9 protein-coding genes are annotated in these 23,087 nt (G+C 70.5%); all 9 read left to right on the forward strand.

Translation table 11 applies throughout. The annotated features are described in order from the left end of the window. Window positions 1–107 precede the first annotated feature (107 nt). A complete protein-coding gene (locus ACGF7Y_RS06415; protein WP_393229895.1) occupies window positions 108–1,280 on the forward strand; it encodes a sensor histidine kinase in 1,173 nt (390 codons plus the stop codon). A 135-nt stretch (window positions 1,281–1,415) separates the two neighbouring features. Then, window positions 1,416–2,075 carry a response regulator transcription factor gene (locus ACGF7Y_RS06420; protein ID WP_043698749.1) on the forward strand — a complete coding sequence of 220 codons (660 nt, stop codon included), beginning with the start codon at window positions 1,416–1,418 and terminating at the stop codon, window positions 2,073–2,075. A 92-nt stretch (window positions 2,076–2,167) separates the two neighbouring features. After that, entirely contained in the window at window positions 2,168–2,650 is a 483-nt protein-coding gene (locus ACGF7Y_RS06425; protein WP_393229898.1) for an FxsA family protein, read from the forward strand. 57 nt (window positions 2,651–2,707) lie between these two features. Beyond that, window positions 2,708–2,962 (forward strand): ribbon-helix-helix protein, CopG family, encoded by a 255-nt coding sequence (locus tag ACGF7Y_RS06430; protein WP_040870117.1) that lies wholly within the window; start codon window positions 2,708–2,710, stop codon window positions 2,960–2,962. Between the two features lie 40 nt (window positions 2,963–3,002). Next, window positions 3,003–4,601, forward strand: coding sequence for an amidohydrolase (locus ACGF7Y_RS06435; RefSeq protein ID WP_393229901.1), 1,599 nt, complete (start codon window positions 3,003–3,005; stop codon window positions 4,599–4,601). A 924-nt stretch (window positions 4,602–5,525) separates the two neighbouring features. Further along, the gene (gene lnt, locus ACGF7Y_RS06440; RefSeq protein ID WP_393229903.1) at window positions 5,526–7,175 is read left to right on the forward strand and encodes an apolipoprotein N-acyltransferase; all 1,650 of its coding nucleotides are present in this window, start codon (window positions 5,526–5,528) and stop codon (window positions 7,173–7,175) included. A 379-nt stretch (window positions 7,176–7,554) separates the two neighbouring features. Then, a complete protein-coding gene (locus ACGF7Y_RS06445; protein WP_393229906.1) occupies window positions 7,555–21,198 on the forward strand; it encodes an amino acid adenylation domain-containing protein in 13,644 nt (4,547 codons plus the stop codon). Beyond that, entirely contained in the window at window positions 21,195–22,187 is a 993-nt protein-coding gene (locus tag ACGF7Y_RS06450; protein WP_393229909.1) for an ATP-binding cassette domain-containing protein, read from the forward strand. The genes ACGF7Y_RS06445 and ACGF7Y_RS06450 overlap by 4 nt, the downstream gene beginning before the upstream one ends. Window positions 22,188–22,276: 89 nt before the next feature. After that, window positions 22,277–23,059, forward strand: a complete 783-nt coding sequence (locus ACGF7Y_RS06455) for an ABC transporter permease (protein ID WP_393230996.1) — start codon at window positions 22,277–22,279, stop codon at window positions 23,057–23,059. Window positions 23,060–23,087 lie beyond the last annotated feature (28 nt).

The raw sequence follows: 23,087 nt of genomic DNA on the forward strand, positions 1-23,087 counted from the left end.
GGACGCCCCTCGACCAGATCTCGACGGCCGTGTCGCGCCGGAAATCGCGCCCACCGTCCGCGACGGAGCCCGCCTGCCTTCCAGCCGGGCGCATCTAGGCTGATCGCGTGCGTCGTTTCAGTCTGTGGCTCCGGGGCAAGCCCGTCGTGGCCGATTCGGTGCTCGCGGCGGTCTTCGTGCTGCTCGAGATCATCGGCGTGGGTAACGCGCACAACAAGCTCGCCTACCTGGCCATCGGGGTGCTGCTCCCGCTGCCGCTCACCCTGCGCCGGGTGTACCCCCGGGCCATGGCGGCCACCACCTTGGCACTGTCGTTGACGGCGACGCTGGTGGGCTTCCTGTCCGAGGACGACGCCGACCACATCGCGATGCTGTCGCACGGCATCATGCTCTACACCCTGGTCGCCTACGTCGGCAGGCGGGACGGACTGTGGTACGGGCTCGGCCTGGCGGTGGATCTCGCGCTCTCGATCGTGGCGATCGGGAAACCCTCCGGTTCCGACAGCGTGTTCACCATCATGTTCTACGCCTTGTGCTGGACGCTCGCGGAGTTCATCGGCGCGCGGCACGCCTACGACGCCGAGGTGGCGGCCCGGCTCGCGGTCGCCGACTACGACCGGGAGCGTCGCGCGCACGACGCCGTCGCCGCCGAACGCACCCGCATCGCGCGGGAACTGCACGATGTGGTGGCCCACGCGGTGAGCGTGATCATCGTGCAGGCCGACGGCGCGAGATACGCGTTGCGCCGCGACCCGGACGCCGCCGAACAGGCGCTCTCCACCATCGCGGGCACCGGCCGCGAAGCATTGCGCGAACTGCGCAGAACCGTGGCTCTGCTGCGCACCGAACACGCTCCCGACCAGTTGCCCCAGCACGGCACCGCGGGCATCGCCAAGGTCGTGGAGATGATGCGGGGCACCGGTCTGGCCGTGGAACTCGAGCTGACCGGCGAACTCGACGACATCGCCCCCGAGGTCAGCCTCGGCGTGCATCGCATCGTGCAGGAATCGCTGACCAACACGCTGCGGCATGCCGGGCCGCACCCGAAGGCGTGGGTGCGGGTCCGTCGCACCGACGCCGACGTGCTGATCGACGTCACCGACACCGGCGGGGTCCCGCTGCACGAATCGGGCACGCGCATCGAGGGCAGCGGGCTCGGCTTGGTCGGGATGCGCGAACGCGTCGCCGTGCTCGGCGGCAGCCTGGAAGCGGGCCGCGACGCCGACGGAGCCTGGCGCGTGCACGCCTGCATCCCGCTGCGACCGGTCGCCGCGGAGTGAGCCGGGCAACCGGATTCTTCCGCGACGTGTAGAGCGCTGCGCCGCATAGGGTTTCGTCCCCCAGGCCGGGTGCGCGCGAGCCGTCACGGCACAGGTCGCCCAGCGCGCCGAAGCGGTCACGTTACATTGGGCAACGTGCCGATCACCGTGCTCGTCGTCGATGACCAGGAACTCATGCGGATGGGATTGAAGATGGTGCTCGGCGCGCACCCCGACATCGAAGTGATCGGCGAGGCGGCCAACGGCGCCGCCGCGGTCGCCAGAGCGGCCGAACTGCGCCCCGATGTGGTGCTGATGGACGTGCGGATGCCGGTAGTGGACGGGGTCGTCGCCACCACCCGCATCGTGGAGGCAGGGCACGGCAGCCGGGTGCTGGTGATGACGACCTTCGACCTCGACGAGCACGCGCTCGGCGCGCTTCGGGCGGGCGCGAGCGGATTCCTGTTGAAGGACACCCCGCCGGAGGATCTCGTCTCCGCCATCCGCAGCGTCGCCGCCGGCGACGCCGTGGTCTCGCCCAAGGTCACCAAACGCCTACTGGACCGGCTCATCGCGGAGAACCCGGCACGGACCCGCGACCCGGGCGTGCTCGACGTGCTCACCGCCCGCGAGCGCGAAGTGCTCGAGCAGATCGCGGCCGGACGCTCCAACGCCGAGATCGCCGAACAGTTGTACCTGTCGGAGGCGACGGTCAAGACGCATGTCGGCCGGGTGCTCACCAAACTCGGTCTGCGCGACCGGGTTCAGGCGGTCGTGCTGGCCTACGAGACGGGGCTGGTGCGGCCGGGCGGCTGATGCGAGGCGGATCTCAGCGCCTTGTCAGGCGGGTCGGGGAGAAAAACCCGGGTGCGGAACGTTGACCGGGTAGATCGTCCGAAAGGATCGCCATGCCCGCCCTGTTGTTCGTGCTGTACGTCGTCGTCGAAGTCGCCGCCCTGGTCGCGGCCGGTCAGCTGATCGGCGTGCTGCCGACCATCCTGGTGCTGATCGCCGGATCGGCCGCGGGCCTGCTGCTGGTCGGCTCCCAAGGGCGGCGGGTTTTCGAGCAGTTCCGCCGGGCCGCGCGGGGGGAAGTGGCGCCCGGGACCGCCGTGGCCGACGGCGCCCTGGTCGCGGCGGGCGGGGTGCTGATGTTCGTGCCCGGCCTGGTCACCTCGCTGTTCGGCCTGCTCCTGCTGCTGCCTCCCACACGAGTCCTGGTGCGCCCCCTCGTGATGGCCTTCGCCGCGCGCCGCTTCCGCAGGTTCGTCGCGGCCGCGCCCTATCGCGGCGTGGTCGTCGACGGAGGCGACGTGGTCGACGGCGCCGTCATGGGGCAGTGGTACGACGACGGCCAGGGCAACGCACGCCGCGCGATCACCTCGGCCTGAGCGTCGGAGTCGGCGTACCCGGTTCCCTGTCGCGCCGCGAAGGGCTATCGTGGCGCGATGGCCACCGAGCAACTCACCGTAACGGTGAGCGAGGAGCTGGCTGCCGCGGTCAAACGAGCGGCGGCCGCTGCGGGACAGTCGATTTCCGGATTCACGGCCGCGGCGCTGCGGCTGGAGCTGATCGCCGTGGAGGCGGGCTGCCTGCCCCCCGCGGCCGCGGCAACCGGCGGTGCGCCGCCGGAATACGCGGAAGTGATGGCGGTGCTGGCGCAGCCGGAGGATCTGGCGCGCCACCCCCTGCTGAACGGCTGACCGAAACCGCCGGATCGGGCATACGGCAGACTGGTGCCTCGTGAGTACCCAGTTGCTGATCGGCGGTCGTTTCTACAGTGCCAGTTCACCCGACGCCACGGCGATGGCGGTGAGTGACGGCACCGTCGTCTGGCTGGGCGCCGAGCAACCGGGGCGCGCGCTGCACCCGGAGGCCGAGATCGTCGACCTCGACGGCGCCTTCGTCGCGCCCGCGTTTGTCGATCCGCACGTGCACGTCACCGCGCTGGGCCTGAAACCGACCGGGCTCGACCTCTCGGCTACCCGGTCGCTCGAGCACTGCCTGCGGTTGCTGCGCGAGTTCGCCGAGGCCCACCCTGATGGCGCGATCCTGGGCGACGGCTGGGACGAGACCGCCTGGCCGGAGGGACGGCCGCCCACCGTCGAGGAGCTCGACACGGCGGCGGGTGCGGGCAGGCACGTCTACCTCTCGCGGGTGGACGCGCACTCCGCGGTGGCGTCTTCGGCGTTGCTGGACGCGCTGCCCGAACTGCCCGCGACCGACGGATTCACCCGTGGCGAGCCCGTGCGCGCCGCCGCCCATCACGCCGTGCGCGCCGCCGCGCTCGCGAATCTCACCCGGGCGCAACGGGATCGAGCACGCGCCGCGGCACTCGACCACGCCGCCGCGCGCGGTGTCGTCGCGGTCCACGAGTGCGCGGGCCCGGAGATCGCGGGCCGCGCCGACGTGCGCGAACTGCTCGAATTCGAACACGGTGTCCAGGTCCGGGCCTACTGGGGCGAGGCGGTGCGCAGCGCCGAGCAGGCCCGCGCCCTGATCGATGAACTCGGGGTGCACGCCCTCGGCGGTGACCTGTTCGTCGACGGCTCCCTCGGTTCGCGCACCGCATGGCTGCGTGCGCCTTATGTCGACGAATCCGGCTGCGGCCGAAGCTATCTCGACGCCGAGGCGATCGCCGCCCACGTCCGCGCCTGCACCGTCGCCGGTATCCAGGCCGGATTCCACGCGATCGGCGACGCCGCCATGGACGCCGTCCTCGCCGGTATCGAACGGGTGGTCGCCGAACTCGGCGTCCCGGCGGTCGCGGCGCTCGGGCATCGCGTCGAACACGCCGAACTCGTCGACGGCGAGCACATCGCCCGCATGGCGCGCTGGGGTGTGATCGCCAGTGTGCAACCGGGATTCGACGCCGCGTGGGGTGGGCCGGGCGGCATGTACGCCGCGCGGCTCGGCGCCGAGCGCACGGCGGCGTCGAACCCGTTCGCAGCCATGGCCTCCGCGGGCGTCGCCCTGGCGATCGGCTCCGACGCCCCGGTCACCGCGCTCGACCCGTGGGCGGCGGTGCGTGCCGCGGCCGCTCACCGCACCCCCGGCCACGGCCTGTCCCCGCGCGCCGCGTTCGCAGCGGCCACCCGCGGCGCTTGGCGCGCGGGCGGCGTCCGCGACGGGGTGGCGGGCACCTTGGTACCCGGCGCGCCCGCTTCCTACGCGATCTGGGATACCGGTGAACTCGTCGTCGCCGCGGCCGCCGATTCGGTACAGCGCTGGTCCACCGACCCGCGCTCGCGCGTGCCGGGGTTGCCCGCGCTCGAACCGGACGCACCGCTGCCCACGTGCCTGCGCACCGTGCACCGAGGAGTGACGATCTATGCGCGATGAGCGGGCGGCCGCGGAGCCCGCTGCGGCTCCCGGCCATTCGATGCCCGGCCTTCGGGTACGCGAACTCGGCCGGACATTCCCATCTCGCTTTCCCTCTACCGGCCCCAGGTCGGCCGAACGGCGGACGCCGTATCTCCAGCCGACGATCGCCGGGGAGCCGGCGTCCAGCCCGGAGCATGCGTTGAGGACAATCACAGAAGATGCAGTCCGCCGTGCGGAGTGCGTTTGCCGGAGTGCGGTAACCGGGTTTCTCGATCCTGATCGCCGGGCAGCGGGATGCCTACGCTCGATGACCCGGCGGAACTCGGGCCGCCACCTGTCCGCCGCGGGGCGCTACCGCACCGGCACGTGGGCCGACATGGCACTGAGTGCCAGATGGGTGGGGTCGCGGAAGAGTGGCGGTGCGAGCGCGGACGGGACTGCGAGGCAGCGGCCTCGCGCGTTCGAGTGGCGAGTTCACCCGGCGCGAATTCGGCCTACCGGTTCGCGGGTTCCGGCCGGGAGTTGCCGGTTTGTCCGGGGAAGTGCGACCAGGAAGCCGACCGCGTGGCAGCGACGGTTAACGATCCGGTGGCGGGTGACGATTCTCAGGTGGACGCCCGATTACCCGGATACGGTCGTGGCTCGCGTAGTTCTGCGCCGCGCTCGGGTCGAGCCGGTCGTGCGGCGTGAGATCGCCGCCGGTCCGACTCGGTCCGACCGGTGCGCCGAGGGCTGCCCGGCCGGGCTGTTCGTGGCGACCTCGACTTCTGGTGTGACGAACGCCACATCATCTCGTCGGTTGGGGTTTGCCGAGCGGCGATCCTTCGGTGGGGTGCGTTTTGCGTCGTGCGGGAAGGTTCAACGGCGGCCGGCGGCTGACCGGCGGTCGCCGGTCCGATGGCAGGCAGTGGCCGAGTGATGGTGCGAGAGCGAGCGCTCGGGATGGGGCGGGAGGTGTCCGCGGTGTTACGCGGGCATCCGGTGACGGCGCGCTCGGTGGCGGCGATCGTCGCGGGACTGCTGTTGTTCGGCAGTTTTCCGCCCAGGCCGTGGTGGTTTCTCGCACCGCTCGGCGTCGCGATACTCACCCTCGCCGTACGCGGCGACGGTCGGCTGCGGGCGGGCTTCGGCTACGGATTCCTGGCCGGGCTGGCGTTTTTCGTGCCGCTGCTGCCGTGGACCGGCATTTACGTCGGGCCGCTGCCGTGGCTGGCGCTGTCCCTCGCCTGCGCGCTGTACCTGGGCGTCTTCGGTCTGCTCGGCCGGCTCGTCGGTACTTTGCCCGGCTGGCCGCTGTGGGTGGCATCGGCATGGACGGCGGCCGAATGGGGCAGATCCAGCTTCCCGTTCGGCGGGTTCCCGTGGGGGCGTTTGGCGTTCGGTCAGGCCGACGGTTGGTTCCTGTCGCTGGCAGCGATCGGTGGCACCCCGCTGGTCGGGTTCGCGGTGGCGCTGACCGGAACCGCTACGGCGGCGTTGGTCGCCCTGCTCCAGTCCTCGCTTACCCCCGAAGGCAGGCGCGAAACCGGCGCTGACGAGACCGGTCCGCTCGGACCGGGCGCCGTGCGCGGGCCCGCGACCCGACTCGGATACGCCGCGGTGATTTGCACCTTGCTCGTCATGCCGCTCACCGGTTTGCTGCTGCGATCCGCGCTGCCCGAGCCGGACGTCGGCGTCCGAACGGTCACCGTCGCGGCGATCCAGGGCAGCGTGCCGCGGCTGGGGCTGGACTTCAACGCGCAACGGCGGGCCGTGCTGGACAACCACGTCCGGCGCACCGAAGAACTGGCCGACGAAGTGACGGCAGGCCGCGCGCCGCGCCCCGATGTGGTGATCTGGCCGGAGAACTCCTCCGACATCGATCCGCTGCGCAATGCCGACGCCGCCGCCCTGATCACCGCGGCCTCCGAGCGGATCGGCGCGCCCATCCTGGTCGGTGCCGTGCTGATCAACCAGGACCGGACGACGACCAACTCGGTGATGGTGTGGAACGGCGCGGCGGGCCCGGGTGAGCGCCACGACAAGAAGATCATCCAGCCCTTCGGGGAATACCTGCCGATGCGGAATTTTTTCCGGCTTTTTTCCGAATACGCCGATCGGGCCGGATATTTCGTACCGGGAAATGGTGACGGAGTTGTGCACGCGGCGGGTATCGACATCGGTGTCGCGACGTGCTATGAAGTGGCCTTCGACCGGTCGTTCGAGGACGCGCTGCGCGCAGGTGCGCAGTTGCTCACCGTGCCGACGAACAACGCGACCTTCGGCGACAGCGAGATGACTTATCAGCAACTGGCCATGTCTCGCATCCGTGCCGTCGAGCACGGCCGAGCGCTGGTCGTCGCGGCCACCTCGGGGGTGAGCGCCATTATCAGCGCCGACGGCACTATCCGGCAGGAAACCGCGTTATTCGTGCCCGCCGCTTTGGTCGCGGAGCTTCCGTTGCGTGACGACACCACTCTCGCAACGCGAATAGGGCCTGCGCCGGAGCGGATTTTCGTTATTCTGACGGCTGCCGCCGCGCTGGCCGCGGTCGCTCGGCGGCGAGCTGCGCGCGGGGCCCGGCCGACGCCCGGTCTTGTCGGCGAACGCTAGATTATTCCCCGCCGACCGGACGTTAACCGAACATTCGGTATGTTCTTGCCCCCCTTGTCCCGGAAGTGAAGGTGCGTAATTAAGTTGCGCACTGTTCGCCAGGCAATGTAGACGATGGCCGGGGTATCATCGAACGGTCTGGTCAGGGCCCGTTTTGCTTCGGATCGCCCTAGTTGAGTCGCAATGTTTGCGGAAATGTAACCAACCAAAGTGGCCTTCTGCCAAGGACGTTGGATGTGACACAAATCCAAAACGTCGGCAATCCGGTTGATGCGACGCTCCGAATCATAGGGCGTGGATCACGTCCTACAGCTGGCGCGCGCGCTTGCTGGGGTGGTGCTCGGGGAGTTGCGTCAACAGCGGCAGAACGGAGTGATTGATGAGTTCATTGGCCACGGATCGCGTCGACCAATGTTCATCCGGCGAATTCTCTGCACAACCGTTTGCTCTGTCACCCGCACAGACCGCCCTCTGGTACGCGCAGCGCATTCGCCCCGACGTACCGTTGACCATCTCCCAGTACGTCGAGATACACGGCGACTTGGACGAGGGGCGGTTGCTGTACGCGATCGAGCGTTTCGGTGCGGAGACCCAGGTGGGTCAAGTTCGCATGGTGGAGATAGATGGCACTCCGTATCAGATCGTGGATCCGGTGCACCGGCCGGGCTGGGTCCGCATCGACCTGCGTGACGAGGCCGATCCGTACGCGGCGGCGCTGCGCTGGATGCACGAGCACACGAGTTCGCCCATCGACCTGGAACGCGACCCGCTGACCTCCAACGCGGTTCTGCGGATCGGAGACTCCGACTACCTCTGGTATTCGTTCGCCCATCACATCGTCATCGACGGCTACGGCGCGATGAACGCGCTCACCCGTACGGCGGAGATCTACACCGCGCTGGAGAATCGGACCGAGCCGGTCGCGTCCCGCGCGACCTCCCTGGCCGAGATCTACGCCGACGAGGCGCGCTACCACGACTCCAGTCGTTTCCAGAACGATCGCGAGTACTGGCTCGGGCAGCTGTCGGGCGTGGGTGAGCCCGTGAGCCTCGGTGGCGCCCGCCTCGGCACCATCACCCACGACGCGGGCCGCAGGCTGGCCACCGCCGTGCTGGACGACGACCACCATGCCGCGATCGAGGCGGCGACCAGCGCGTGGAACACCACCGACTCGGCGGTGTTCGTCGCCGCGCTGGCCGCGTACGTGCGGTCGGTGACGGGCAACTCGGACGTGGTCCTGAGCCTGCCGGTCTCGGCGCGCACCACGGTGTCGCTGCGCCGCTCGGCGGGCGTGATCTCCAACGTCGTGCCGATCCGGCTGCGATTCGACGAGGCGACCACGATCGGCGACCTGGTGAAGGCGACCGAGTTGCAGATCACCGGCGCCTTACGCCATCAGCGCTACCGCCACGACGACATCCGGCGCGACAGCGGCTACTCCCGTGACGCGCGCGGATTCTTCGGCCCGATGGTCAACCTGATGCTGTTCCATGACGAACTGCGTTTCGGCAGCCTGGTCGGTTCCATGCACGTGCTGGCCACCGGCCCGGTCGAGGACCTCTCGGTCAACGTCTACAACGGCGCGGGCGGCCGCCTGCACGTCGACTTCGAAGCCAACCCCCGCCTCTACGGCGAGGCAGAAGTGAGCGTGCACCATGCGCGCTACCTGGACTTCCTCGGCCGGTTCCTGGCCGCCGATCCGATGTCGGCCGCCGAGTCGCTCGGCGCGATCACGCACGCCGAGCGCGAACAGGTCCTGCACGGCTGGAACGCCACCAAGGCGCCCCGGCAAGACGGCACGCTCGCGAGCCTCTTCGCCGAGCGCGTCGCGTCGGACCCGGACGCGGTCGCGCTCGAATTCGGTGCCGAGGCGCTGACCTACGCCGAACTCGACGCCCGCGCCAACCGCCTGGCCAGGCTGCTGATCGCGCGCGGCGCCGGACCCGATACGACGGTCGGTCTGTGCCTGCGCCGCAGCCTCGACCTGGTGGTCGGCATGTACGCCATCGTCAAGGCGGGAGCGGCGTACCTGCCGCTGGACACCGAGCATCCGGCCGAGCGGATCGGGCAGATCGTGCGTCAGGCCGAACCGCTGTGCGTGCTCACGGCGGCCCGCGACGATGTCGAACTGCCCGCGACCGTCACCCGGCTGGAGATCGACACCGCCCGGGTCTCCGGATTCGACGACGCGCCGATCACCGACGCCGACCGCAAGGGCACACTGCGTCCCGATCACCTCGCCTACGTCATCTTCACCTCGGGATCCACCGGAAAACCCAAGGGCGTCGGCGTAACTCATGCCGCGATCGTCAACCGGCTGCGCTGGATGCAGCACGAGTATCCGCTCGACCACGGTGACGCGGTGCTACAGAAGACGCCGGCCACCTTCGACGTCTCGGTGTGGGAATTCTTCTGGCCCTTACAGATCGGCGCGCGATTGGTGATCGCCGCCCCCGACGGGCACCGCGACCCGGCGTACCTCGCCCGGATCATCTCCGAAAGACGAATCACGACAGCGCATTTCGTGCCGTCCATGCTATCGGTGTTCGTCACCGAGGCCGATCTGAGCGGCTGCGCCTGCCTGCACCGGGTGTTCTGCAGCGGTGAGGCGCTGCCCGCCGCCACCGTGCGGGAGTTCTACGCGGCGTTACCGGCCGCCGAACTGCACAATCTGTACGGCCCGACCGAGGCCGCCGTGGACGTCACCTACTGGGCGTGCCCGCCCGACGCGAGCGTCGTGCCGATCGGCTCGCCGGTGTGGAACACCGAGACCTATGTGCTGGACGACCGGTTGCAGCCCGTCCCGCCCGGCGTGGTCGGCGAACTGTATCTCGCCGGAGTCCAGCTGGCCCGCGGCTACCTGAGGCAACCACGGCTGACCGCGGACCGCTTCGTGGCCGATCCGTTCACCCCGGGCGCCAGGATGTACCGCACCGGTGACCTGGCGCGCTGGCAGATCGGCCGCTCCGGCGGCGAGCCCGGTGTGCTGGAATATCTGGGCCGCAGCGACTTCCAGGTCAAGATCCGTGGCCTGCGCATCGAGCTCGGCGAGATCGAGGCCGCACTGCTCGACGACCCGAAGGTGGCTCGCGCGGTGTGCGTGGCGCACACCGGACGCACCGGTGACGAGCTGGTCGCCTACGTGGTCGCGGCGAAGCACGAGGACGACGACGCTCCGCTGGACACGGCGGCGCTGCTGACCGCGCTGCGGCACACGCTGCCCGGGTACATGGTGCCCTCCGCGCTGATGGAACTCGACGAGCTGCCGCTGAGCGCCAACGGCAAGATCGATCGCAAAGCGCTGCCCGCTCCCGCGCCGAGTGTGCGGTCGATCCGGCCGATCGCCGAGCCGCGCACCGAGGTGGAGCGGGTCCTCGCGGGCATCTTCGCCGAGGTGCTCGACACCGAGGTCGGCGTCGAGGACAACTTCTTCGATCTGGGCGGCAACTCGCTCATCGCCGCGCGGGCGGTATCCAGGATCAACGCCGCGCTCGGCACCGCGCTGACCATCCGGGATCTGTTCGAGGCCGCGACGATCGACGCGCTCACCCGTCGCTTCGCCACGCAGACCGCCGACGTCTCCTCGCCGCGGCTGGCGCCCGCCGAACGACCGGAGCGGATCCCGCTGTCGCAGGCGCAGCAGCGGCTGTGGATCCTGAACCGGTTCTCCGAGCATGCCGCCGCGTACAACATGCCGCTGGCGGTGGAGGTGGAGGGACCGCTGGATGTGGCCGCGCTGCGGGCGGGTCTGGTGGACGTCATCGAACGGCACGAGAGCCTGCGCACCACCTTCCCGGAGTCGCCGGACGGGCCCTACCAGCTGATCCACCCGGCCGAGGCGATCCCGCTGACACTCGACCCGATCGATGCGGCCGAAGCCGATGTGGCGGAGCTGGCGACCGAATTCGCCGGGTACGGCTTCGATCTGCGCCGCCAGGCCCCGATCCGGGTGGCGCTCTACCGCACCGGCCCGCAGCGGCACGTCTTCCTCATCGTGTTGCATCACATCTGCGGTGACGGGTGGTCCATCGCACCGCTGGCCAAGGACCTGATGACGGCGGTGGCCGCGCGCGCGAACGGTGTCGCGCCGCAGTGGACGCAACTGCCGGTGCAGTATGCCGATTTCGCGCTCTGGCAGCGCGAACTGCTCGGCGACGAGTCGGACCCGGGCAGCGCGCTCAGCAGGCAGCTCACCCACTGGCGCTCGGCGCTGGCCGGCCTGCCCGAGCAGCTCGACCTGCCGCTGGATCGCCCGCGCCCGCTACGCAGATCGACCGTCGGCGGCCGGGTCGAGTTCGCCATCCCGGCCGAGATCCGCCGGGGCGCGATCGAACTCGCGGCCAGCCGGGGCGTGAGCATGTTCATGGTGCTGCACGCGGCGCTGGCGACGTTGCTGTCGCGGCTGTGCGCGAGCGATGACATCGCGATCGGCACCCCGATCGCGGGCCGCTCCGATCCGGCGCTCGACGACCTGGTCGGCATGTTCGTCAACACCCTCGTCCTGCGCACCGCGGTCGACCCTGCGGTCGGATTCGACCGCATGCTCGACGTGGTGCGCGAGACCGATCTCAACGCCTTCGCCAATGCCGATGTGCCGTTCGAGCGGCTTGTCGAGGTGGTCAACCCGGAGCGTTCCCCGTCGCGGCACCCCTTGTTCCAGGTGATGCTGTCCTACGACCACGCGCCGGACCTGCGGATCGATCTGCCCGGGGTGCGCGCCGAGGTGCTGCCGATCGCTTCGGACGTCGCCAAGTTCGATCTGCAGCTGGTCGTCCACGACGACTCGGGCGACGGCCCGCTGTCGGCCGAATTCGGCTACACCACCGATGTTTTCGACCAATCCACGGTGCAGTCGTTCGCCCGCCGGTTCATCGCGGTGCTGGCGGGCGGCGTGGCGGCCCCGGAGCTTCCGGTGGGCGACCTGCCGATCCTGGACCGCAGGGAAACCGAGAACCTCGTGCCCATCGCGGGCGCGCCTGCCGAGCCGCCGATCACCTTGGCCACCTTGCTCACCGCCACCGCGCGCCGGCTGCCGGACGCGGTGGCGGTGCGCTACCTCGGCGCCGACACCACCTACCGCGAACTCGACGAGCGCTCGAACACGCTGGCGCGCGCCCTCATCCAGCACGGCGCCGGGCCCGAAACGGTCGTCGCGATCGCACTGCCGCGCGGTCTCGACGCGATCACCGCGATCTGGGCCGTCGCCAAAACCGGTGCGGCCTATGTGCCCGTCGACCCGAACTACCCGAGTGAGCGCATCGCGCACATGATCGGCGACTCCGGCGCGATGCTCGGCCTGACCGACCCCGATTGCCTGGCGGCCCTGCCCGCCTGGCCCTCGCGGGGCAAGCACCGCAAGGGTCAGGTCGACTGGCTGGTCCTCGGCTCCGGCGAACTGACCGCAGAGTCGTCGGGCCGCCCGGCGGACCCGATCACCGACGACGAGCGCCACCACCCGATGCGGGTGAGTCACCCGGCCTACCTCATCTACACCTCCGGGTCCACCGGCATGCCGAAAGCGGTCGTGGTGACCCACGCGGGCATCGCGTCCCTCGCCGCCGAGCAGAACTACCTGTTCGGCATCTCGGACGCGGCGCGTACGCTGCACTTCTCCTCGCCCAGTTTCGACGCCTCGGTGCTGGAGATGCTGCTCGGCTTCGCCGCGGGCGCCACGATGGTGATCGCCCCCTCGGGCATGTACGGCGGCGCCGAGCTGGCCACACTGCTGCGCGATGAGCGGGTCACCCACGCCTTCGTCACTCCCGCCGCGCTGGCCACCGTGCCGAACGAGGGGCTCGACGAGCTGGAGACGGTCATCGTCGGCGGTGACGCCTGCTCGGAGGAACTCGTCGAGACCTGGACCGCCGGGCATCGCATGCACAACATGTACGGTCCCTCGGAGGCCACCGTCGCGGCGACGGCGAGCGGGCCGATGGAGCCGGGCCGCCCGGTGCCGCTCGGTTCGCCCGTCCGCGGCATGCGACTGTTCGTGCTGGACAACCGTTTGCACCCGGTGCCGCCGGGCACGCCGGGCGAGCTGTACGTGTCGGGTCCCGGTGTCGCTCGCGGCTACCACGGACGTTTCGCCCTGACCGCGCAGCGGTTCGTGGCCAACCCGCACGGCAGGCGCGGGGAGCGGATGTACCGGACCGGCGATCTGGTCGTCGTGGAGCGGACGGGGCGGCTGCGGTTCCTCGGACGCGCGGACGACCAGATCAAGATCCGCGGCTTCCGCATCGAACTGCGCGAGATCGACAACGTGCTGCGCCTGCATCCGGGCATCCGGTTCGCGCTCACCGTGGTGCACACCGACGAGCAAGGTCAGGTTCGGCTGGCGTCGTATGTCACGGCCGACCGGCCGGTCGAGACGCGGGCCGTGCTGGAGACCGCGCGCAGGCAGCTGCCCGGCTACATGGTGCCCGCCTCGGTGGCGGTGCTCGACGAGATCCCGGTCACCCCCGCGGGCAAGCTGGATCGAAAGGCGTTGCCCGCGCCGGTGTTCGCGGCCGCGGGGACCTCCCGCCCGCCGAGCACCGCACTGGAGCTGGGCGTGGCGGGCGTGTTCGGCGGGGTGCTCGGACGCCCGGTCCTCGGAGCCGAGGACAGCTTCTTCGATCTCGGCGGCAACTCGCTGCTGGCCACCCGGCTCGCCGCCGCGCTGCACGCGGAGTTCGGTGTGGAGCTGCCGGTGCGGTCGATCTTCGAGGCGCCCACGGTCGCCGGGATCGCCGGGCAACTGGATCGAGCGCCCCGGACGCAGCGGCCGGCGCTGGCGGTGCGGACACCGCGTCCGGGACGTATCCCATTGTCCCTGCCGCAGCAGCGTTTGTGGTTCCTCAACCGATTCGCGCCCGAATCGAGTGCCTACAACATCGCTTTCGTGATCCGCGTCGCCGGTGATCTCGACGTGCCCGCACTGCGCGAAGCGCTCGCCGATGTGCTGCGCAGGCACGAGGTGCTGCGCACCGTCTTCCCGGAGGACGCCGAAGGCGCCCAGCAGGTGGTGCTGCCGGTCGAGCGCGCACTGCCGGAGGTGGCGGTCACCGACATCGACGACTCCGGCGCGAAGGCCGCGCTGGAAGCGCTGGCGCACACCGGGTTCGACCTCACCGCTGAGCCGCCCCTGCGGCTGTCGCTGCTGCGCACCTCGCCCGAGCGCTACCTGCTCGGAGTCGTGCTGCACCACATCGCGGCCGACGGCTGGTCGCTCGGCCCGCTGACCGGGGACCTGGCCGCCGCCTATGCGGCACGGCACGAGGGCGCGGCGCCGGCGTGGACGCCGCTTCCGGTGCAGTACGCCGACTTCGGACTCTGGCAGCGTGCCTGCCTCGGTGAGGAGAGCGATCCGGACAGCGCCGCAGCGACCCAACTGGAGTACTGGCGCACCGCGCTGACCGACCTCCCCGATCAGCTGCCGCTGCCGTATGACCGGCCGCGGCCCGCTGAGCCGACCCAGCAGGCCGGGACGGTGCGTTTCACGGTGCCGGAACAGGTGCAGCGCGAGCTCGCCGCGCTGGCCCGCGAGCGCGGCGTCAGCAAGTTCATGGTGCTGCGTTCGGCGTTCGCGGTGCTGTTGCGCTGCGTCACCGGTGGTCGCGACATCGTGATCGGCACCCCCGTGGCGGGGCGCACCGACACCAAGCTCGACCGATTGGTCGGCATGTTCGTGAACACGTTGGTGCTGCGCTCCGACGTGGATCCGGACCGCAGCTTCACCGACCTGCTGCGCGCGGATCGGGACACCGAGCTGGCCGCGCTGGCGCATGCCGACATCCCGTTCGAGCGCATCGTGGACGAATTCGGCGCCGAAGCCCGCTCCTCGGGCAGGCACCCGCTGTTCCAGGTCGCACTGAGCGTGCAGGACGGTCCGGCGCCGACGCTCGAACTGCCCGGTCTCGCACTGCGCGCGGAGCCGCTGGACATCGCGTCCGCGAAGTTCGATCTGGAGCTGCGCGTCGCGAACGACACCGGCCGACCGGGGTCTATCGCGGGCGAGGCGGACAGCGTTTTCGAATTCGTCTACGCCGCCGAGCTTTTCGACGCGATGACGATCGAGACGCTGGCGGACCGATTCTTGCGCGTGCTCACCGCCGTCACCGGCGATCCGCGCGTGCTGATCCGCGACGTCGACGCGCGCACCGACCACGAGCGCCGTACCCTCGCCCCCGCACGGGGCGGCCAGGCGGCCCCGCCGTGCACGCTGGCCGAGTACTTCACCGCGACCGCGCGGCGGTATCCACACCACACGGCGCTGTGCGCGGGCACGACGTCACTCACCTATGCCGAGCTCGACCGGCGCTCGAATCGCCTGGCGCGCGCGCTGATCGCGCGCGGACTCGGTCCGGGGACGCGGGTGGCGCTCGGGCTCATCCGCTCGATCGACTCGGTGGTGGCAATGCTGGCGGCGGCGAAGTCCGGCGCGGCGTTCGTCCCGGTCGACCCGAAGTACCCCGCCGACCGCATCCGGCACATGCTCGCCGACTCCGGCTGCGCGACCGGCGTCGCGATCACCGCGCATGTGGAGCACCTGCGCGAGGGCGCCCCGGCAGGGCGCGACATCGAGTGGTTGCTGCTGGACCGCCCCGAGTTCGCCGCCGAACTCGAAGGCCACGACGACGCGCCGATCCCCGACCACGAGCGTTCGCGCGCCATCCAGGTGGCCGATCTGGCCTATCTGATCTACACCTCGGGGTCGACCGGAACGCCGAAGGGCGTCGCGGTGACCCACAGCGGTCTGGCCAACCTGGCCGACGAAATCCGCGACCGCATCGGCGTCGACGAGAATTCCCGCACACTGCACTTCGCGACGCCGAGTTTCGACGCGGCGATCCTGGACCTGTTGATCGCACTGGGGTCGGGCGCGGCGATGGTGATCTGCCCGACCGACATCTACGGCGGTGACGAGCTGGCCGCGCTGATGGAACGCGAGCGCGTCTCGCACGGCTTCATGACCCCGGCCGCGCTGGCGACGATCGACCACGAACGCTGGCCGCTGCCGCACATGCGGGCGCTCATGGTCGGCGGCGAGGCGGTGGCGCCGGACCTGGTGACGCGCTGGGCGCCGGGACGGGTGATGTGCGATGTATACGGGCCCACCGAGACCACGGTGGTCATCACCATCTCCGGCCCGATGCGCGTCGGTGATCCGATCACCATCGGCACCCTGGTTCGGGGCGCCCGCGCGTCGGTGCTCGACGAGCGGCTGCGCCCGGTACCGGTCGGCGTCCCCGGCGAGTTGTACCTCTCGGGGGATGGCGTCGCGCGCGGGTACTTCGATCGATTCGGTCTCACCGCGACACGTTTCGTGGCCGATCCGCACGGCCCCGCCGGCGCCAGGATGTACCGGACCGGCGACGTGGTGCGCTGGAACGCCTCGGGCGAGCTGGTCTACCTCGGGCGCAGCGACCATCAGGTGAAGCTGCGCGGTTTCCGTGTCGAACTCGGCGAGATCACCGCCGCGCTCGGCGAACACCCGTCGGTGCGATTCGCGCACACCGAGGTGCGCCGCATCGCGGGCGCCGACCGGATCATCGCCTTCGTCCAGCCCGCCGACCGCGCGGCCGGGGTGGACACCGAAGCGCTGCGCGCCTTCGTCGCGCGCGGGCTGCCCACGCACATGGTGCCTTCCGGTGTCACCGTGCTGGACACCATCCCGCTCACCCCCGTCGGGAAGCTGGACGTCAGCGCACTGCCCGAACCGCAGTCCGTCGGCGATTCGACCGGTCGTGCGCCCCGGACCGACGCGGAGCGCTTGGTCGCCGCCGTGATGGGCGAGTTGATCGGGGCCGAGGGCGTGCACGCCGACGACAACTTCTTCGACATCGGCGGCAACTCGCTGCTGGCGACCCAACTCGTCGCGCGGCTGGCCGCCGCGACGAACGTGCGGCTCGCCGTGCGCGCCGTGTTCGCCACGCCGACGGTCGCCGGACTCGCCGAGCTGCTGGACACGGGCGCCGCGTCCGACGCGGACCGCCCCGCGCTGGTGCGCAGGGAACGCCCGGAGCGCATACCGCTGTCGGCCGCGCAGCGGCGGCTGTGGTTCCTCAACCGGTTCAACGCGGGCGGGTCGAGCGAGGGACAGTCGGCGGGCGCCTACAACATCCCGCTCGTGTTGCGGATGACCGGCGATCTGGATGTCGGCGCGCTGGTCTCGGCGCTGCGTGCGGTACAGGTCAGGCACGAAACCCTGCGCACGGTGTTCCCGGAGACCGACGGCGCACCCGCGCAGGTCGTGCTCGACCCGGCCGAGGCGGCGATCCCGCTGGCGCGGGTGACCGCGCGTCCGGAGGAGGTCGAGACCGCCGTACGGCGTTTCGTCGCACCGGGGTTCGATCTGGCCACCACCGTGCCGATTCGCGCGGCGCTGATCTCGGTGCCGACCGGCGCCGACGAACCGGCGCAGCACGTTCTCGTCGTGGTCGTGCACCACATCGCGATGGACGGCTGGTCGCTCGAGCCGATGGCCGCCGACGTCGCGGTGGCCTATCGGGCGGCCTGCGGCGGCGGCGCGCCGGACTTGCCGGAGCCGGAGGTGCAGTACGCCGACTACACACTGTGGCAGCAGGACGTGCTCGGCAGCGAGGACGACCCGGACTCGGCGGTGAGTGCGCAGCTGGCCTACTGGCGGCAGGCCCTGGACGGCATCCCCGAGTTGCTGACCGTGCCCGCCGACCGGCCGCGCCCGCCCGCTCCGTCCTACCGGGGCGGCACCGTGGAGTGCGCGGTGGACCCGGTCACCCACCGCGAGCTGCAGACGATCGCGGGCAGCAACAACGTCAGCCTGTTCATGGTCCTGCACGCCGCGCTCGTGGTGCTGCTGCACCGGATGACCACTACCGACGACATCACCGTCGGCACCCCGATCGCGGGCCGCGGTCATCCCGCGCTGGACCGGCTGGTCGGCATGTTCGTCAACACGCTCGTGCTGCGCACGCGGATCGACCCGGGCGCCCGGTTCACCGACCTGCTGCACGCGGTGCGCGAAGCCGACCTGGACGCCTTCGCCCACGCGGACCTGCCGTTCGAGCGGCTCGTGGAGGTGCTCAATCCGGCCAGGTCCCAGGCGCACCATCCGATGTTTCAGGTGATGCTCTCGGTCCGCAACGAGCCGGTCGGCGGACTGGACCTGCCGGGGATGCGCATCGAGGCCGCCGACATCGATACCGGGGTCGCGAAGTTCGATCTCCAGTTCACCCTGACCGAAACGCAGACCGCGCACCGCGATCCGGCCGGCATCACGGTGTCGGTGAACTACGCGAAGGATCTGTTCGACGAGCCGACCGCCCAGCGGCTCGGCAAGCGCCTCGCCCGGCTGCTCGCCGCGATCGCCGCGAACCCGACCACCGCGGTGGGCGATCTGGAGCTGCTCGACCCCGCCGAGTGGTCGGGGCTGGCTCCGGTACGCGGAGGAAAACCGGACCGGCCGATCACCTTCCCCGAGGTCTTCGAGCAGGCCGCGAGCGTCGATCGCGCCGCCGTCGCCCTGGTCTCCGACGGTACCGAGGTGACCTACGACGCGTTGGATCGCTGGACCAACCGGCTGGCGCGGGTGCTCATCGCCCGTGGTGTCGGCCCGGAAACCCTGGTGGCGCTCGGTATCCCGCGATCGATCGAGTCGGTGGCGACGGTGCTCGCGGTGGCCAAGGCCGGGGCGGCGTTCGTGCCGGTCGACCCGTTGTACCCGCAGCAGCGCATCACGCACATGCTGTCGGATTCCGGTGCGGCGCTGGGTATCACGCTGGCGGGTTACCGCGGCGAGTTGCCCGAGGGCACGGAGTGGATCGTGCTGGACGATCCGGCCTTCCGCGCGCGGGTGCTCGATGCGCCGGACGCGCCGATCGCCGACACCGAGCGCCTGGCTCCCCTGCGAATCGACAACCCGGCGTACGTGATCTACACCTCCGGCTCCACCGGCACACCGAAGGGCGTGATGGTCACGCACGGCGGATTGTCGAACTTCGCCGCCGAGACCGCTTACCGGTTCGACGTCCAGCCGGGATGCCGCGTGCTGCACTTCGCCACCCCGAGCTTCGACGCCGCGATGCTCGATCTGCTGCTGTCCCTCGGCGGCGCGGCGACCCTGGTGATCACGCCCGGCGGCGTGGTCGGCGGCGACGATCTGCGGCAGGTGTTCGCCGCGGAACGGATAACCCACGCGTTCATCACCACCTCCGCCCTCGGCACGGTCGACCCCACCGGGCTGCGCGAGTTGCAGCACGTGCTGGTCGGCGGTGAAGCGCTGCCGCCGGACCTGGTGACCAGGTGGGCGCCCGGCCGCAGCCTGTACAACGTCTACGGCCCCACCGAGACCACCATCGTCACGGTCATCTCCCAGCCGATGACACCCGGCGAGCCGATCACCATCGGCGGACCCATCCGTGGCGTGAACGCGGCGATCCTGGACGCGCGGCTGCATCCGGCTCCGCTCGGGGTGACCGGTGAATTGCACCTGGCCGGTGACGCGCTGGCCCGCGGCTACCTGAACCGTCCGGGATTGACCGCCCAGCGGTTCGTCGCCAATCCGTTCGGCAAGCCGGGCGAGCGGATGTACCGTACCGGCGATCTGGTGCGCTGGTGGGCCGGGTCGCGCGACCACGGGGCGGTGGTGGATGCCGCGCCGGAGATCGAGTACGTCGGCCGCACCGACCATCAGGTCAAGATCCGCGGCTTCCGCATCGAACTCGGGGAGGTCGACGCCGCGCTCGCCCGTCATGGCGCGGTGGCGTTCTCGACCACCATCGGGCATCGCACCCCGGCCGGCGCGACGGCGCTGGTGTCGTATGTGAAGGCGCGTGACGGGGTGACGCTCACCGCGGCCGAGTTGACCGGGCACCTGACCGGATTGGTGCCGAACTATATGGTCCCGCAGTCGATCATGTTGCTTGACGAGGTGCCGCTCAGCCCGGTGGGCAAGCTGGATCGCGCGAAGCTGCCGGAGCCGGTGTTCACCGCGGGCGAGGGCTACCGCGCACCGTCCACCCCCGCGGAGGAGGCGCTGTGCGCGGCCTTCGCCGAGGTACTCGGTGTGGAGTCGGTGGGCGTCGACGACGGCTTCTTCGAACTCGGCGGCAACTCGCTGCTGGCCACGAAAGTGGTCGCGCACGTGCGAGAGACGGGCATCGATCTGCCGGTGCAGTTGATGTTCGGGGACGCGACGCCCGCTGCGATCGCGGCGCGGCTGGACGGGGCGGACGCGTCCTCAGGCAGCGCGGTGGCGGCGATGCTCGCGCCGGTGCTGCCGATCCGGCCGAGTACCGCGGCGAGTCAGGCGCCGCTGTTCTGCGTGCATCCGGCGATCGGATTGGCATGGTGCTACTCGGGGTTGCTCGCGCACCTCCCCGCGGACCGTCCGGTCTACGGCTTGCAGGCTCCGCACGTCGCGGGGGAGGACAGCTACGAGTCGATCGCCGAGGCCGCGGGTCACTACGTGGCCGCGATCAAGCAGATCCAACCGGAGGGTCCCTACCACTTGCTCGGCTGGTCGCTCGGCGGACTGATCGCCCACGAGATGGCGGTGCAGCTGCAAGAGGCGGGCGAGGAGGTCGCCTTGCTGTCGATGATGGACAGCTACCGGCTGTCCGACGAATTGCTCGCGCACGCGACCCCGAGCGTCGCCGAGATCGTCGGCGAATTCGGCAATGACGACCTCGATGGCGAGATCGATCCGGACATGAGCCTGCGGGACGCGGCCGAACTGCTGCGCGCCCGGTCCGGGCCGTTCGCGGCGCTGACCGTGGAGCATCTGGAGCGGCTCTACGCGGGCTACGAGAACGGCACCGTGCTCGCGCACAGCTTCCGGCCCCGGCCGTTCGACGGCGATTTGTTGTTCTTCACCGCGGGCGACGACCCGGTCAACCGGAACGATCCCGACCGGCGCGCCGACGCATGGCAGCCGCACGTCACCGGTGCCGTCCATGACCACGAGCTGCGCTGCGCGCACTCCGCGATGACCACGCCGGGCGCGCTGGCGGTGATCGGGCCGGTGCTGCGGAGGTGGCTGGAGACGAAGGAGACGCCCAGGTGAGCTTCGCGGTGGAGGTAACCGGCCTGGTGAAGAACTACGGCCGGGTCCGCGTGCTGGACGAGGTCGACCTACGAATCCCCACCGGCACCGTGATGGGCCTGCTCGGCCCGAACGGCGCGGGTAAGACGACGACCGTGCGGATCGTCACCACGCTGCTGAAACCGTCCGCCGGGTCGGTGCGGGTAGCGGGGATCGATGTGCTGCGCGATCCCGCGGCGGCGCGCAAACGGATCGGACTGTCCGGCCAGTACGCCGCCGTCGACGGCAACCTGTCCGGCTACGAGAATCTGCGCATGGTGGCCCGGCTGTACGGGATGTCGCCACGCCAGGCGTCGGCCCGTGCCACCGAACTGCTCGACGTCCTCGGGCTCGACTACGCCGCGCACCGCAGGGCCGGAACCTACTCCGGTGGCATGGCCCGGCGGCTCGACCTCGCCGGCGCGCTGGTCGCCCGGCCCGCCGTGGTGGTGCTGGACGAGCCGACCACCGGTCTGGACCCGCGCGGCAGGCTGGACATGTGGCGGGTGATCGGCGAACTCGTCGACGACGGGACCACAGTGCTGCTCACCACGCAGTATCTCGAAGAGGCCGACCTGCTGGCCGACCGCATCACCGTCATCGACCACGGGCGGGTCATCGCCCGCGGCTCGGCCGACGAGCTGAAGACCTCGATCGGTGGCGACCGCCTCACCGTCACCCTGGCCGCCGGGCAGGCCGCCGAGCCCGCGCTGGTCGTCCTGGCGCAGATCGGCGTCGGCGAGCCCGGCCACGAGGCGGGCACCGACGAGGTGTCGGTGGTGGTCGGCGACGGTTCGCGCACCATGGTGGAGGCACTGCGCAGGCTCGACGACGCGGGTGTCTGCGTGGTCGACGCGAACGTGCACCGGCCGAGCCTCGACGACGTATTCCTTTCCCTCACCGGCAAACCGGGAAGCGCGCCCGCCACGGAACCGGAGAACGACGACGTACAAGAGGAGATCATGTCGTGAGCACGGCAATGGTTGGGGAGGCCACCCCGAAGGCGGAGCCGGAGCCGAGAAACGCCGCCGCGCAGCCGAATTCCGCCCCGCGCCTGCGGCTGTTCCGGGACAGCGCGATCGTCGCCCACCGCAATCTGCTGACCATCCTGCGCGTGCCGACGCTGCTGGTGACCGCGACGATCCAGCCGTTGATGTTCGTGTTCCTGTTCGCCTACATCTTCGGCGCCTCACTGGGCGGGGGCCAGTACCGGGAATTCCTGCTCGCAGGCATCTTCACCCAGACTGTCGCGTTCAACGCCGCGTTCACCACGGTCGGACTGGCCGGGGACCTACAGAAGGGCATCATCGACCGGATGCGGGCGCTGCCGATGTCGCGGCTGGCCGTGCTGATGGGCCGCACGCTGTCGGACCTCGTGGTGAACATCCTGAGCCTGGCGGTGATGGTCGGATGCGGGTACGTGGTCGGCTGGCGCATTCACGGCAGCGTCACCGATGCCGTGCTGGCGTTCGCGGTGATCCTGCTGTTCGCGTTCGCGATGTCCTGGATCGGCGCGCTGACCGGCTTGCTGTCACCGACCGTCGAGGTGGCGCAGAGCGCCGGGCTGATCTGGCTGTTCCCGCTGACGTTCATCTCCTCGGCGTTCATCTCGGCCGAGACGCTGCCCGGCCCGCTGCGCGCGATCGCCGAGTGGAATCCGATCACCGCGGTCTCGGCGGCGGGACGCAAGCTGTTCGACAACGACTCGCCGCCCACGTTCGTCCCGCCCACCGGCTGGGCCGCCGACCACTGCGTCGAATACGCGGTGGCCTGCTCGGTGGCGATCCTCGTGGTCGCCGTGCCGCTGGCGCTGCTGCGCTACCGCAAGGTGGCCAGTCGCTGACCGGCGTGTGAGACACGAACGGCCGCCG

Origin of the sequence: Nocardia sp. NPDC047654, assembly GCF_043205035.1 — a bacterium.
In the GTDB taxonomy this organism is placed as follows: domain Bacteria; phylum Actinomycetota; class Actinomycetes; order Mycobacteriales; family Mycobacteriaceae; genus Nocardia.

Excerpts from the sequence above, each read along its gene's own strand:
- ACGF7Y_RS06425 (WP_393229898.1), top strand. The coding sequence starts at position 2,168 with ATGCCCGCCCTGTTGTTCGTGCTGTACGTCGTCGTCGAAGTCGCCGCC.
- ACGF7Y_RS06430 (WP_040870117.1), top strand. The coding sequence starts at position 2,708 with ATGGCCACCGAGCAACTCACCGTAACGGTGAGCGAGGAGCTGGCTGCC.
- lnt (WP_393229903.1), top strand. The coding sequence starts at position 5,526 with ATGGGGCGGGAGGTGTCCGCGGTGTTACGCGGGCATCCGGTGACGGCG.
- ACGF7Y_RS06445 (WP_393229906.1), top strand. The coding sequence starts at position 7,555 with ATGAGTTCATTGGCCACGGATCGCGTCGACCAATGTTCATCCGGCGAA.